General features: G+C 34.3%; 10 protein-coding genes. 4 read left to right on the top strand and 6 right to left on the bottom strand.

Translation table 11 applies throughout. The annotated features are described in order from the left end of the window. The first annotated feature begins 38 nt into the window (after nucleotides 1-38). Nucleotides 39-1,487, top strand: coding sequence for a glyceraldehyde-3-phosphate dehydrogenase (locus ACUN3A_RS13440; RefSeq protein ID WP_445551788.1), 1,449 nt, complete (start codon nucleotides 39-41; stop codon nucleotides 1,485-1,487). A gap of 275 nt (nucleotides 1,488-1,762) precedes the next feature. After that, on the top strand, nucleotides 1,763-2,236 hold the full coding sequence (locus ACUN3A_RS13435; protein ID WP_445551787.1) for a hypothetical protein: 474 nt from the start codon (nucleotides 1,763-1,765) through the stop codon (nucleotides 2,234-2,236). Between the two features lie 111 nt (nucleotides 2,237-2,347). On the opposite strand, the gene ACUN3A_RS13430 is transcribed toward ACUN3A_RS13435, so the two are convergent. Next, entirely contained in the window at nucleotides 2,348-2,806 is a 459-nt protein-coding gene (locus ACUN3A_RS13430; protein ID WP_445551786.1) for an Lrp/AsnC family transcriptional regulator, read from the bottom strand. 211 nt (nucleotides 2,807-3,017) lie between these two features. Between ACUN3A_RS13430 and ald the strand changes: the two genes are divergently transcribed. Next, nucleotides 3,018-4,142, top strand: a complete 1,125-nt coding sequence (ald, locus tag ACUN3A_RS13425; protein ID WP_445551785.1) for an alanine dehydrogenase — start codon at nucleotides 3,018-3,020, stop codon at nucleotides 4,140-4,142. Between the two features lie 127 nt (nucleotides 4,143-4,269). Here the strand turns inward: ald and ACUN3A_RS13420 are convergent, their stop codons facing one another. Further along, on the bottom strand, nucleotides 4,270-4,404 hold the full coding sequence (locus ACUN3A_RS13420) for a hypothetical protein (protein ID WP_445551784.1): 135 nt from the start codon (nucleotides 4,402-4,404) through the stop codon (nucleotides 4,270-4,272). A 117-nt stretch (nucleotides 4,405-4,521) separates the two neighbouring features. After that, a complete protein-coding gene (locus tag ACUN3A_RS13415; protein ID WP_445551783.1) occupies nucleotides 4,522-5,928 on the bottom strand; it encodes an APC family permease in 1,407 nt (468 codons plus the stop codon). A gap of 407 nt (nucleotides 5,929-6,335) precedes the next feature. Here ACUN3A_RS13415 and ACUN3A_RS13410 point away from each other — a divergent pair, with 407 nt between their 5' ends. Then, complete coding sequence (locus ACUN3A_RS13410; protein ID WP_445551782.1) at nucleotides 6,336-7,760, top strand: sensor histidine kinase; 1,425 nt, start codon at nucleotides 6,336-6,338, stop codon at nucleotides 7,758-7,760. 74 nt (nucleotides 7,761-7,834) lie between these two features. Here ACUN3A_RS13410 and ACUN3A_RS13405 read toward each other — a convergent pair whose 3' ends face one another. The 3 genes from ACUN3A_RS13405 to ACUN3A_RS13395 all read right to left on the bottom strand — a co-directional run bounded on the left by ACUN3A_RS13405 (nucleotide 7,835) and on the right by ACUN3A_RS13395 (nucleotide 14,971). Then, complete coding sequence (locus ACUN3A_RS13405; protein ID WP_445551781.1) at nucleotides 7,835-9,307, bottom strand: LysM peptidoglycan-binding domain-containing protein; 1,473 nt, start codon at nucleotides 9,305-9,307, stop codon at nucleotides 7,835-7,837. Nucleotides 9,308-9,809: 502 nt separating this feature from the next. Further along, nucleotides 9,810-12,077, bottom strand: a complete 2,268-nt coding sequence (locus ACUN3A_RS13400) for an aconitate hydratase (protein ID WP_445551780.1) — start codon at nucleotides 12,075-12,077, stop codon at nucleotides 9,810-9,812. Nucleotides 12,078-12,199: 122 nt separating this feature from the next. Beyond that, nucleotides 12,200-14,971 carry a bifunctional aconitate hydratase 2/2-methylisocitrate dehydratase gene (locus ACUN3A_RS13395; protein ID WP_445551779.1) on the bottom strand — a complete coding sequence of 924 codons (2,772 nt, stop codon included), beginning with the start codon at nucleotides 14,969-14,971 and terminating at the stop codon, nucleotides 12,200-12,202. Nucleotides 14,972-15,157 lie beyond the last annotated feature (186 nt).

The raw sequence follows: 15,157 nt of genomic DNA, 5'->3' as shown, positions 1-15,157 counted from the left end.
TGTTATTAAAAATTTTACCTAACATTACAAATTTCAGCATGACGAAAATGGATTTATACGAAAAAGAGGTTTCGTTACAAGCCGACAGAAGACGCTCAGGTGTCGAATTAATAAAAATAATTAGCGATTTATGGTATGACAAATCCATCGAATTGGTTTTGTTCCGAAATCAATTAATAGATCGAAATGTAAGCGAGGTCATCAACTTACATGAATACGCAGCAAAATTTGTTGAAAAACCCATTTCAGTTTCTGATTCTGTAGAAATTGCCAATGTTATTCTTACTTTAGATTTGCCACCATCCAAATTAGACATTGGTAAACTAACGTATGAATACCGCTTGGAAGATGAAAAACACCCAGATGTAAGGCATTTTGTTTTAGAGAAATTAAAAAAAGCCAAATCATCGAAAGAAATTAAACCAAAAGATGTTGTTCTTTATGGGTTCGGCCGAATCGGACGTTTATTGGCAAGAGAGCTAATGTCTAAAACTGGCAAAGGAGATCAAATGCGATTGAGAGCCATTGTCACAAGAGACAAAAATGATGCAGTAAGTTTAGAGAAAAGAGCTTCTTTACTGCGCTACGATTCCATTCACGGAGATTTTCAAGGATCAGTTGTTGCCGATGTTGACAACAATGCATTAATCATCAATGGCACTACTGTTCATATCATTACTGCCAATACTCCTGAAGAAATTGATTATACTAACTTCGGGATAAACAAAGCCCTCGTAATTGATAACACAGGTGCTTTTACCACCAAAGAAGCTTTGAGCCGTCATTTAGTTTCAAAAGGTGTTGCTAAAGTTTTGCTTACTGCTCCAGGAAAAGGAGTTCCAAATATCGTTCATGGAGTGAACCAAAACGAATACAATCCAGACGAAACCGACATTTTCTCCGCTGCTTCTTGCACCACCAATGCTATTACTCCAATCCTAAAAGCGATTGAAGATACTTTGGGCGTTGTAAAAGGACATTTAGAAACTATTCATGCGTATACTAATGACCAAAATTTGGTCGATAACATGCACAAAAAATACCGTCGTGGCAGAGCAGCAGCTCTCAACATGGTCATCACCGAAACGGGTGCCGGAACAGCAGTAGCCAAAGCATTACCCTCATTGGAAGGAAAATTAACTTCAAATGCTATCCGTGTTCCTGTTCCAAATGGTTCATTAGTTGTACTGAATCTTGAAGTAAAAACGGAAACTTCGGTAGAAGCTATCAACGACATCATTAAAAAATACGCTTTGGAAGGCGAATTAGTAGAGCAAATTAAATATTCATTAAATAACGAACTGGTTTCATCTGATATAGTTGGAACCTCAGCACCTTCTATATATGACAGCAACGCGACTATCGTTTCTAAAGACGGGAAAAATATTGTATTATATATTTGGTACGACAACGAATATGGCTACAGTCACCAAGTCATTCGACTTGCAAAATACATTGCCAAAGTAAGGCGCTTTACATATTACTAGCCAAATCTTTTACAGGTTGGAAAATATTTTTTTAGTTTTAATTTTAGTTTTAGTTATTTAGAAATAAAATTCCCTCCAGCCTGTATGTATTAAAACCGACTCGTTCTTGTGAACTTGTCGGTTTTTTCGATTTAAGAAACATCTTTAAATTATTCATTTCCAATGTTAAGTTTTTAGTTTCGTTAAAAACTTAACATTGCTCTACTGTTTTAATACTTTACATTTGCTTAACATTCAGTTAATGTTAAAAACAACTAATCAATCACAATTTTAAAATGGAAGAAAATAAACAACCCGATTCTATTATTTTAGAAAACGAACCAACAACCACTGATGTATCAAAACCAGTTATAAAAAAAGCTCCTACCGTACGAAAACCTAAAATTGTGACCGAAATAGTTCCTGCTATTATTACTGCTGACACAAAAGGAGTAGAAAGCGAAATACCGAGTACTACCGAAACAAATACAGTAGAAGTTACACTTGATACTACAGAAAACTCATCTGAAGAGAAAACAAAAAAGTTAGATAAAAAGAACATTAAAAAATTAAAGAAAATGAGCGAAAAAATCAAAGAGAAAGAAAAAGCGAAAAAAGCAAAAGACAAGCAAAAAGAGAAAGAAAAAAAAGCTAGAAAAAAGAAAAAAGAGAAAGCTAAAAAAGAAAAAGCCAAAAAGAAACTAAAAGAAAAAAAGGCTAAGAAAAAAGCTGTTGCTGCTGCTAAAAAGAAGAAATCAAAGAAAAAATAATTTCTATAAAATCGGAACTAATAATTCCGATTTTTTTTTGCTATAATTTTAACTACAGAGGAAAAACCACACCTTAGAAGATTTGCATAAATCTTTTTTCAATTTACTTTTTTAAATCGGCAAAACCGTTGTACTCTTCACTTCCGAGATAATAAAAAAACTATTAATCAAAGATACTTCGGGCAAAACCGATAATTTCTTTTGATGAAAATGATGATAACTTTCCATATCCTGAAGTACGATTTTAAGCATGTAATCAAAGTTTCCCGATACAAAATTACATTCTACAACTTCGGGCAAATTCAAAATAGCTTGATTAAAACTATCTGAAATATCAAAAGTTTGCTTCACTAAAGTCACCTGACAATAAACTGTAAGGTTCTTACCAAGCTTTTTCTTATTCAAAATAGAAACATACCGCTCAATAATACCTTCTTTTTCAAGACGTTTTACCCGATCATGAACAGGGGTTAGCGAGAGATTGATACTATTCGAAATATCTTTTAAAGTCAAATGAGCATCTTCTTGCAGAAGGCGTAATATTTTCTTGTCAATTTCATCTAAAATCATAACAAAAATGGAGTTAAAACAATTAAAAAATAACAAAACAATCCGATTAATTTTCTTTTTGGAAACAAAAACCAAACCAAATAAAGAATAATTTTATACTAAATTACTAATTAAAAATAAAATTTTCTTATTTTAATTTACAATGAATGAAAATTTTCTTTATCTGTTAAATTTGTATCAGATATTATATCAACCTTTAAATACTATAGTTATGATAATCGGTATACCAAAAGAAATCAAGAATAACGAAAATCGTGTTGCTCTAACTCCAGCAGGTGTTGCTGAAATGAAAAATAACGGTCATACTATTTATGTACAGAAAACCGCCGGCGAAGGAAGTGGTTTTCCTGATGCAGAATATACTGAAGCAGGTGCTATAATCTTAGCAACTATTGAAGAAGTATATAGTATTGCAGATATGATTATCAAAGTAAAAGAGCCAATCGCTTCAGAATATCCTCTTATCAAAAAAGATCAATTACTTTTCACATACTTTCACTTTGCATCATCAGAACCATTAACTCATGCTATGATTGAGCGTCAAGCAGTATGTTTGGCATACGAAACTGTTGAAAAAACAGACCGTAGCTTACCATTATTAGTTCCAATGTCTGAAGTAGCAGGTCGTATGTCAATTCAAGAAGGTGCTAAATATTTAGAAAAACCATTAAAAGGAAGAGGAATTCTTCTAGGTGGTGTTCCAGGTGTTCCTCCTGCAAAAGTAGTAGTACTTGGCGGTGGAATCGTAGGTACTCAAGCTGCAAAAATGGCTGCAGGTTTAGGAGCTCAGGTAACTATCATGGATGTGAGTTTACCACGTTTACGTCAATTGGATGATATTATGCCAGCCAATGTAAACACTATCATGTCTAACAATTACAACATCAAAAAAGCAATAGTAGATGCTGATTTGGTAGTTGGCGCAGTATTAATCCCAGGAGCAAAAGCACCTCACTTAATTACTCGTGATATGCTAAAATTAATGCGTCCTGGTTCAGTACTTGTTGACGTAGCAGTTGACCAAGGAGGCTGTATCGAAACTTGTACCCCAACCACTCACGAAAACCCAACTTTCATCATAGATGACATTGTACATTACTGTGTGGCTAATATGCCAGGAGCAGTTCCATATACATCAACACTAGCACTTACCAATGCAACTTTACCTTATGCAGTACAATTAGCTAACAAAGGATGGAAAAAGGCTTGTGCTGAAAACCAAGAATTAAATAAAGGATTAAATATTGCTAACGGAAAAATCCTTTACAAGGGTGTAGCCGAAGCTTGGAATCTACCCTTTAATGAAGACCTAATATTAGAAAACACTGTTTCCTAATATTATATAAGTGCTTACTACACTAGAAAAACCCGTTTTGTTCTCAAAACGGGTTTTCTGTTTTAAAAATGATAGGAGAACCTATCAAAAGAATACGAGCTCCTATTAAAATCATAAGAGAACCTACCTAAACTATAGGAGCTCCTATTAAAGTCATAGGACCTCCTACCAAAATCATAGGAGATCCTATCAAAAACATATGACCTCCTACCAAAACCATAGGAGATCCTATCAAAACAATACGAGCTCCTATCAAAACCATAGGAGCTCGTATCTATATCATAGGAATTCTTTCTACAAAAAAATCCGCCTCGTGAATCGAGACGGATTTTTACTTAATTCTTTTACAACTGCTCACTAAAAACTGAACACTGAGAACTTACTCTTTTGGTTTCGTCAAATAATAAATCGGAATTCCAATCAACATTATAAAAACACCCCAGCCACAAGTACTTGGTTTTGTGTATAAAAGAGCAACACCAATAGCAATGGCAATAAGAATATAAAGTGCTGGCAAAAAAGGATAACCAAAAGCCTTATACGGTCTTTCGGCATCTGGCATTTTCTTACGAAGAATAAAAATTCCGTAAATAGTAAGGATATAAAATATCAAAACTATAATTACAACAAAATCTAACAAATCACCATATTTTCCAGTCAAACATAAAGCCGAGGTCCAAAAACACTGAGCCCACAATGCCCAAGCCGGTACACTTGCCTTATTCAAATGAGAAGCTTTTTTAAAGAACAAACCATCTTGTGCCATCGTATAATAAACCCTTGCCCCAGACATAATCAAACCATTATTGCAGGCAAAAGTAGAAATCATAATCATCAAGGCGATAATTACTGTTCCAATATTTCCAAAAATATTTTGTGATGCCACAACAGCCACTCTATCCGATTCTGCTGTAGCAATATCCTGCAAAGGAACTACCGCCAAATACATCACATTGGTCAAAATATAAATACAACTTACAATCAAAGTTCCCAAAAACAAACTCAATCCTACATTACGTTTTGGATTTTTGATTTCGCCAGCAATAAAAGTTACACCTTCCCAAGCTACGCTCGAAAACAACGAACCCACCAATGCCGCAGACATTGCCGAAATTAAAGCTACTCCACTAATCGGTAGCCAAGAACCCGTTTCAACATTCAATGATTGAGAAGTCCAAGCATTTGCCCAGTTGGCATCCCAAACATCAGATTTGGCAGCCACGAACCCGAAAACAATCAATCCAAAAATCGACGCAATTTTAATAACCGTCAAGACCGTTTGTAAAATCTTGCTATTCTTTACACCACGACTATTAATATAACTCAATAAAATAATGGTGATTATCGAAACTATTTGGGCTGCACTAACTTTAAAATCGCCCAGTTCATAAATAATATTTTTTTCGCTCACAACGGGATATAAATAGGCCGCAAATTTAGAGAAAGCTACACCCACCGCAGCAATTGTACCAGTTTGTATTACGGCAAAAAAGCTCCAACCGTATAAAAAACCAATCAATTTTCCGTAAGCTTCTTTTATGTAAACATATTGTCCGCCTGCTTTAGGAAACATCGAGCTCAACTCACCATAACTCACGGCGGCAATCACAGTAATAAATCCGGTAAGTACCCACATCGCAATCAACCAGCCGGCAGAACCCAATTGGCGCACCATATCCGAGCTTACAATAAATATTCCAGAACCAATCATAGATCCCACTACAAGCATGGTTCCGTCTAGTAATCCGAGTTCTCTTTTAAATTCTCCTGGGTTGTTATTTTCCATTATTTTGAGGTTATTTTTTTGGTTGGCTAAAGGTATACTTTTTTTTTAAAATTCGACAAAATACACAATTGCATTAATGATTTCTTATAAAATTTCCCAATTGTTTATTTATTTATAGAAATTCAACAACCTTAACACCATACCGATTTATAACAAATTAACAGAAAATCAAACACTTATATTTCTATCAAATGAAATTGCTTAGAAATCATTTACATTTTATAAAACTCTGCCTTTTTTTTATAAATTTGAATAGTGCTTTTTAAAAGACATTTAAATTATAGGTCCCCATTAACAATCGATTATTTTGTAAAAAGCAATCAATCCTAAATTTGTTACAGTACCAATAATGATGACAAATGCTTATTAAACAAAGGAGTCAAATCATTAACCTACAAATTAAATAAATGTCGAAGATCAAAAATTTAAAAAATTTACATTTTTCCAATGTATTTATTTTACTGCTAATTGTATTAGTTTCTTGTGCCTTACTAATTTGTATCAATATTTTTACCCTCAAAATTTCATCTGCAAATAGATCGTATGTAAATGGTGAATCACATTATTCAAAAGGTCAAAAAGATGCAACCCGACATCTTATGACTTATTTATATACTAAAAATCCAACGCAATGGAGATTGTATGAAGAAGAAATAAAAGTCCCACAAGCAGATGCTACAGTTAGAAAAATGCTTTTAAAAGCAGAGGTCAATGAAATTCTTCGCAAAGCATTTATTACAGGCAGAAATCATAAGGAAGATGTGGATGATATGATTTGGTTATTTCTTAATTTCAAAAACGTCTCTTATTTTGCAAAAGCTATACACGAATGGGGAGTAGGTGATACATTAGTTTCTAAGCTATCCCTAATAGGAAAACAAATAAATTTTAAAATAAAAAACAACCAATTAACGTTAGCGAATCAGCGACAATTTCTTCAGGAAATTAGTATTATCAGCGACAAACTTACTCTTAACGAACGTAACTTTTCGACTACATTGGGCGAAGGAACTCGCAAAATAAAAGGCACACTTGTCATTATTAATATCTTTTTAATTATGATTATTGTCTTAAGTGTCTGCCTTTATTATTCTATAATGGTTAAAAGATTAATTGCTTCTAAAAAAGAAATTGAAATTAAAAACGAAGATTTATTATTAGCAAACCACGAACTTGACCGTTTTGTTTATAGTGCATCGCATGATTTAAGATCCCCGATAACTTCATTAAGAGGTCTTATTGAAATCACTCAATCAGAAAATGATGTAACTCAAATTAGAGAATATTTAGCCTTAATGAGCCAAAGTCTTGTTAGACAGGATCAATTTCTTAGAGATATTATAGATTATTCTAAAAATAAAAGAAAAGAAATAATCATAGATCCCGTAAGTCTCAAAGAATTATTTGACGAAGCAATATCCCAATTAAAGCATCTGGAAAACGCCAACCGAATCACAATCACAAAAGAAATTTTAGTCGATGAAATTCAAAGTGATGGTTTGCGCCTAAAAATTATTATTTCTAATTTATTATCTAATGCAATAAAGTATGCCGATCCTAGCAAAGAAGAAATGTTTATTTCTATTAAAACATATAGTACAGATGGCTTTTATAAAATTGAAATATCCGATAATGGAATTGGAATTAAAGATGAATTCATAGAGCATATTTTTGAAATGTACTTTGGAACTAACAAAAATAAAGGATCAGGATTAGGGCTGTATATTGTAAAAGAAGCAGTCGAAAACATTAATGGCACTATTGAGGTTTCTTCAAAAAACAATATTGGAAGTACGTTTACTTTAAAATTCCCAAACTCAAATAGTATTTAAACTTCTATTAACTAATGACAGCGATACAGATTTGTATATAGATTGAGAAATTTCAAAACAATTCTATTATCGAATTATTTCAAAACACGATTAACTTGTGCAAAGTTGCGATGATAATACGCCTCTTTTGTAGATGAAATAATCACTCCGGAATGTGTTGATGAATGAATAAATTTTATTTCATCCTCTCCTACTTCGATAACCATTCCTACATGATTGATTCGGCTTCTGCCATTTGTTCTAAAAAAAATCAAATCACCTTTTTGAGCATTTTCATTATCAATTTTTTCTCCTATTGAAGATTGTTCAATTGATGACCTTGGTAATTTTATATCAAATGCACCAAAAGTAGAATACATTAAACCTGAACAATCAAACCCAGCAGTTGTAATTCCTCCGGATCTATATCTAGTTCCAATTTTATCTGAAGCTTCACGGATCAATCTATCAATCAAATCTTGGCTCGCAATTGGAAACTGTGTTGTTATACTATCTTGCTTTTTTTCAGCTTCGGCTACTACAACTTCTTCTTTCTTTACCGGATTTTCAGTAGAGGTATTAGAAGTACCCGGAACTTGAATAATCAATTTTGTACCAACCTCTAATTTGTTTTGAATAGAAGGGTTTAGTTTTTCTAAAAAAGCTACAGTGATGCCATATTTTTTGGCAATTCCATATTTTGTTTCTTTAGGTAAAACCAAATGGGTAATTTCGGAAGTTTGATTTTCAGAATCTGCTTTAATTTCTTTTGTTGAATTTTCAGTAACAACTGGAACAACCGATTTGTTTTCAGCAACTGGAGTTTCCTTCTTTTTCAAAACTTCTTCATTAACTACTGATTTAGTTTCAGCAGCTGTAACTGTATTTGCATTTGAATTTGAATTTTCGCTACCTGCAACAGCTTCACTGACTATTAATTTTCCATTACTAGGAATTGTGATTAGCTGTCCAACACTCAAGCCTTTTTTTCCAATATTTGGATTCGCATTTTGCAATTCTTTTAAAGTAACCCCATATAGTTTGGCAATAGCATACAAAGATTCTTTAGCCTTTACTTCATGCGTTACTTGTTTGGGTGCTTCTACAGTTTCTTGTGGCTTAGCATTTGATAAAGTGGCGATTTCCTTTTTGGTTAATCCTGATGGAATAATAATCGTTTGACCTATTTTCAAGCCTTCTGATTCCAGTTTTGGATTCGCTTTATAAAGTAACTCTGTAGTAGTTTTGAATTGTTTTGTAATTCCGTACAGCGTTTCCTTAGGTGACACTTCGTGATTAACTTCGATTGTTTGTTCTGACACTAAACTTTCGGAAATATTTTCTTTTTTTGATTCAGAATTAGGAATTAATAAAACCTGATTGAGATGTAAAGTTTTTTTAGCATTAGGATTCAGCTTATAAATAGCCTCTATCGAAACATTGTATTTTTGAGCAATACTAGAAATTGTTTCTCCTTTTACTATACTGTGTTTGGTTGTATTATCTTGCGAAAAAACACTAATACTACACAATAAAAATGTCAAAACAATAACTCTAAAATATCTCATTCTTTTTTTATTTTCATCCTAATATTAACAATACTAACGTATTAATGGATGAATTATTATTTTTATTATATTTTTTCTTCAAAAAACCATATTTTTTTCAAGAATTACAAATATAAGTTTTTAAGTAAATTCGAAAGTTAAAGCATTACTAAATTTTCAAAAAAAGTTATAATTACATTTTCATTAAAAGTAATATTATTGTTTTTCAGGTTTTTAACAATAACAGCATACTCACTTTCCAACAACATTAATTCAAATATGATTTCATGAATACTGAATATCCTAGCCCTGATGGGAATAAAAAGCCTTGTAAAGTAGACTTGTATTTTTTCTTGATATAAAAGAGCGACCAACGGAAGCTCCTTTTATATGTTAGAAAAAAACAAGGATACGAACAAGCTTGAAATGACAGCAGGATTAGCTCCCGATTATTATGGCAAATATGTCTAAACAAAAAACTCCCAAGTTACCTTGAGAGTTTGATATATAAATTTTTAAAAGCTTATGCATTAGCTTCAGCTGCAATCAAGTTCAATGCAGAACCAGCAACGAACCAACCAATTTGACTCGCATTATAAGTATGGTTGGCCAAGATGATATCTTTGCTTCCATCAGCGTGAACGAATTCTATACTTAATGGTTTTCCTGGAGCAAAATCAACTAAATCTGTAAAGTTGATAGTGTCATCTTCTTGGATTTTGTCATAATCAACTTCATTGGCAAATGTCAATCCTAACAATCCTTGTTTTTTAAGATTTGTTTCGTGGATACGGGCAAATGATTTAACTAACACTGCTTTTACACCTAAGAAGCGCGGCTCCATAGCGGCATGCTCGCGAGAAGATCCTTCACCATAATTGTGATCTCCAATAACTACTGAAGGTATACCAGCCGCTTTGTAGGCACGCGCTACACCAGGAACTGCATCAAACTCGCCTGTCAATTGGTTTTTAACAGAATTTGCTTTTTGATTGAATGCATTGATTGCACCAATCAACATATTATTTGAAATATTATCCAAATGTCCACGGTAGCGTAGCCAAGGTCCAGCCATAGAGATGTGGTCTGTAGTACATTTTCCGAAAGCTTTAATCAATAATTTAGCCCCCGTAATATTTTTTCCATCCCAAGGTTCGAAAGGCGCTAACAACTGCAAACGGTCTGAAGTTTCGCTTACTACAATCTTAACGTTTGATCCGTCTTCGGCCGGCGCTTGAAAACCTGCGTCTTCAACAGCAAAACCTCTTTTTGGCAATTCGTCACCAAATGGAGTAGTTAATTTTACCGCTTCACCATTATCATTAATTAAAGTATCAGTCAATGGATTAAAATCCAATCTTCCTGAAATAGCCAATGCGGCCACCATTTCCGGAGAAGTTACGAAAGCGTGCGTATTTGGGTTCCCGTCTGCTCGCTTAGAGAAGTTACGGTTGAAAGAATGTACGATAGTGTTTTTCTCTTCTTTATCTGCACCTGCTCTATCCCATTGCCCAATACATGGTCCGCAGGCATTGGTAAACACTTTAGTTCCCATTTTTTCAAAAGTAGCGATGATTCCATCTCTTTCGATAGTGTAACGGATTTGTTCCGATCCTGGATTGATTCCGAATTCTGCTTTTGGGGTAATTCCGTGTTCTACTGCTTGGTTTACAATTGAAGCGGCACGCGCCATATCTTCATAAGAAGAGTTAGTGCAAGAACCGATTAATCCCCATTCTATTTTAATTGGCCATCCATTTGCGGCAGCTTCTGCTTTCATTTTTGAAACCGGAGTTCCGCGGTCTGGCGTGAAAGGCCCGTTGATATGCGGCTCTAATTCTGATAAGTTGATTTCGATGAGCTGGTCAAAATATTTTTCTGGATCTGCATATACTTCTGGATCTGCAGTCAAGTAAGAAGCTACTTTATCGGCGGCATCCACTACATCCTGACGATCTGTAGCCGTTAAATACCTGCGCATAGAATCATCATAACCAAATGTAGATGTTGTAGCGCCAATTTCGGCACCCATATTACAGATAGTTCCTTTTCCTGTGCAAGACATTGAAGTAGCACCTTCGCCGAAATATTCTACAATAGCGCCAGTTCCGCCTTTTACGGTAAGTATATCGGCTACTTTTAGGATAACATCTTTTGGAGCAGTCCAACCCGATAATTTTCCAGTCAGTTTTACTCCTATTAATTTAGGGAATTTCAATTCCCAAGACATTCCAGACATTACGTCCACAGCATCAGCACCACCAACACCGATAGCTAACATTCCCAACCCGCCTGCATTTACAGTATGTGAATCGGTACCGATCATCATTCCACCGGGGAAAGCATAGTTCTCTAAAACGATTTGGTGAATAATTCCTGATCCCGGTTTCCAGAAACCAATTCCATATTTATCAGATACAGAAGAAAGGAAATCAAAAACTTCTTTTGACTGTTTATTAGCAACTGCTAAATCTGATTCAGCACCGTTTTTAGCTAAAATTAGGTGATCACAATGAACGGTAGTTGGAACCGCAACTGTTTTCTTTCCAGCATGCATAAATTGCAACAAAGCCATTTGAGCCGTTGCATCTTGGCAAGCAACTCTGTCCGGAGCAAAATCAACATAATCAACTCCTCTTCCGTAAGCTTGCTTAGCAGTTCCATCCCAAAGATGGCTGTATAAAATTTTCTCCGTTAAAGTAAGCGGACGACCAACTATTTCACGTGCTGCATCAACACGAGTTTTCATGTTGTCATACACTTTTTTAATCATTTCAATATCAAAAGCCATAATGTTTTAGGTTTTTTGTCATTAATAATTTAAACACTACAAGATACAAAAAAATAGAGTATAAAAAAAAGCCTGAATCATAAGACTCAGGCTTTTAAACTATAATTAACTAATTATGTGAATTATTTAACTAATAACTTATGAGAAGGCGCAAACTTAGTTAAGTTGATTCCTTCTACTGCAGTTTTATATTCTTCTATTGTTGGAGTTCTACCAAGGATTGTAGATAATACCACAACTGGTGTAGAAGAAAGTAATGATTCTCCTTTTTTACCATCAGTATCTTCAACAACTCTTCCTTGGAAAAGACGAGTAGATGTTGCCATTACTGTATCTCCTTTGGCAGCTTTTTCTTGGTTACCCATACAAAGATTACAACCTGGACGCTCTAAATACAACATGTTTTCATATGAAGTACGTGCTGCAGCTTTAGGAACGTTATCATCAAATTCGAAACCAGAGTATTTTTGTAAAATTTCCCAGTCACCTTCTGCTTTTAATTCATCAACAATATTATAAGTAGGAGGAGCAACAACTAGTGGTGCTTTAAACTCTACTTTACCTTCTTGCTCATCAATATTCTTAAGCATGTGAGCTAGAATTTTCATATCTCCCTTGTGAACCATACAAGATCCGATAAATCCAAGATCTACTTGTTTAACCCCACCATAGAAAGATAAAGGTCTGATTGTATCGTGAGTATATCTTTTAGAAACATCAGCATTATTAACATCTGGATCTGCAATCATTGGCTCAGCAATCACATCAAGATCTACAACAACTTCTGCATAATACTTAGCGTTTGCATCTGGTCTTAAAGCTGGTTTTTCACCTGAAATAATCTCAGCGATTCTCTTATCAGCAATAGCAATCAATCCTTTAAGAACTTCATTTTTGTTATCCATTCCTTTGTCGATCATGATCTGAATTCTACCTTTCGCCATCTCAAGAGATTCGATCAAAGTATAATCTTCAGAAATACAGATAGAAGCTTTTGCTTTCATTTCTGCAGTCCAGTCCGTAAACGTAAACGCTTGATCCGCATTAAGAGTTCCTAAATGAACCTCAATAATTCTTCCTTGGAATACATTCTCTCCACCAAATGTTTTAAGCATTTGAGCTTGTGTAGCATGAACCACATCACGGAAATCCATATATCCTTTCATGTCTCCTTTGAAAGTTACTTTCACAGATTCCGGGATTGGCATTGAAGCTTCACCAGTAGCTAATGCAAGAGCAACAGTTCCTGAGTCAGCACCAAAAGCAACACCTTTAGACATTCTTGTATGAGAGTCACCACCGATGATGATAGCCCACTCATTTACAGTAATATCATTAAGTACTTTGTGAATTACATCCGTCATTGAATGATAAACGCCTTTCGGGTCACGAGCTGTGATCAATCCGAAGTCGTTCATAAATTTCATCAATCTCGGAATATTTGCTTTAGACTTATTATCCCAAACTGAAGCAGTGTGACAACCTGATTGGTAAGCACCATCAACAATTGGAGAAATCACAGTAGCAGCCATAGACTCTAATTCCTGAGAAGTCATCAAACCAGTTGTATCTTGCGAACCAACAATATTTACGGTAACACGAACATCTGATCCAGCGTGTAAAATTTTACCTGGAGTTGTTCCAACTGCGTTTTTATTAAATATTTTTTCTACAGCTGTAAGACCTTGTCCTTCAATAGAAACCTCTTTTGACGGAGCATATACAGGTACAATAGCAATACCAAGTGTCTTTGAAGCAAATGTTTGTAATTTTTTTCCAAACACAATAGCGTAAGATCCACCAGCTTTTATAAATTCAATTTTCTGAGGTGTAAATGCCTTAGAAATATCAATTAATTCTTTATCCCCGTTGTAAAGTTTTTTTGTTTTTGTGTTGATTGTAAGAACAGTTCCAGTAGCAACAGAATAAACTTCTTCTAGAATAGGATCACCACTTTCATTACGAACAGGGTTACCATCTGCATCTAATTTTTTTACCCAGTTTTTAAGGTCTAAACCAATACCACCAGTAACATCAACAGTTGTCAAGAAAATTGGAGAAATCCCATTTGTTCCTGCAACGATTGGAGCAATATTAATAAATGGAACATATGGACTTGCTTGTTTACCACTCCAAAGCGCCACGTTGTTTACACCTGACATTCTTGAAGAACCAACACCCATAGTACCTTTTTCAGCGATTAACATCACGCTCTTATCAGGATTCGCTGTAGCTAATGCTTTGATTTCAGCTTGTGCTTCAGGAGAAATTAAACATTTTCCATGCAATTCACGATCTGAACGAGAGTGCGCTTGGTTTCCTGGAGAAAGTAAATCAGTTGAAATATCTCCTTCACCAGCAATAAAAGTAACTACCTTAATTTCTTCTGCTATTTCAGGTAATTTAGTAAAGAACTCAGCCTTAGCATAGCTCTCTAAGATATCCTTAGCAATTTCATTACCGTTTTTGAAAGCCTCAGCTAAACGATCTGTATCTGCCTCATAAAGATAAACTTGTGTTTTCAAAACTTCAGCAGCTTGCTTAGCAATAGCAGCCTCATTTCCTAAAGCTAAATCAAGTAATACTTTTATAGAAGTCCCACCTTTCATGTGTGACAATAATTCTAAAGCAAAAGCAGGCGTAATTTCAGCAACTACTGATTGACCTAGAACGATTTCTTTTAAAAAATTAGCTTTAACATTAGCGGCAGGAGTAGTTCCTGGTACAACATTATAAATAAAGAATTTAAGAGAATCTTCTCGATATGCGTTATCTAAATCTTTAATTTGTGCGATGATTTCGCTTAACAATTCAGCGCCATCAATAGGTTTAGGATGAAGCCCCTGACCTTTACGTTCTTCGATTTCCTTAAGATAATCATTATAAATGTTCATAATAGATTTTTTTCAGCGTTAAAGGCAGATTTTCTTGATTATTTCAAAATCAAATGCCATAATAAGTTAGTGATTTTTTTTGTCCTGCAAATTTAATAATTAAAGATGAGAATTTAAAGAAATTTAATAGAAGTACAATTTCTAAAAAATATTATTGCAAAATAAAAGATTTCACTACGTTAAAAT

The organism is Flavobacterium sp. WC2509 (assembly GCF_052683105.1).
Note: the sequence above shows the minus strand (reverse complement) of the source record. Positions and strands in the feature narration are given on the sequence as shown.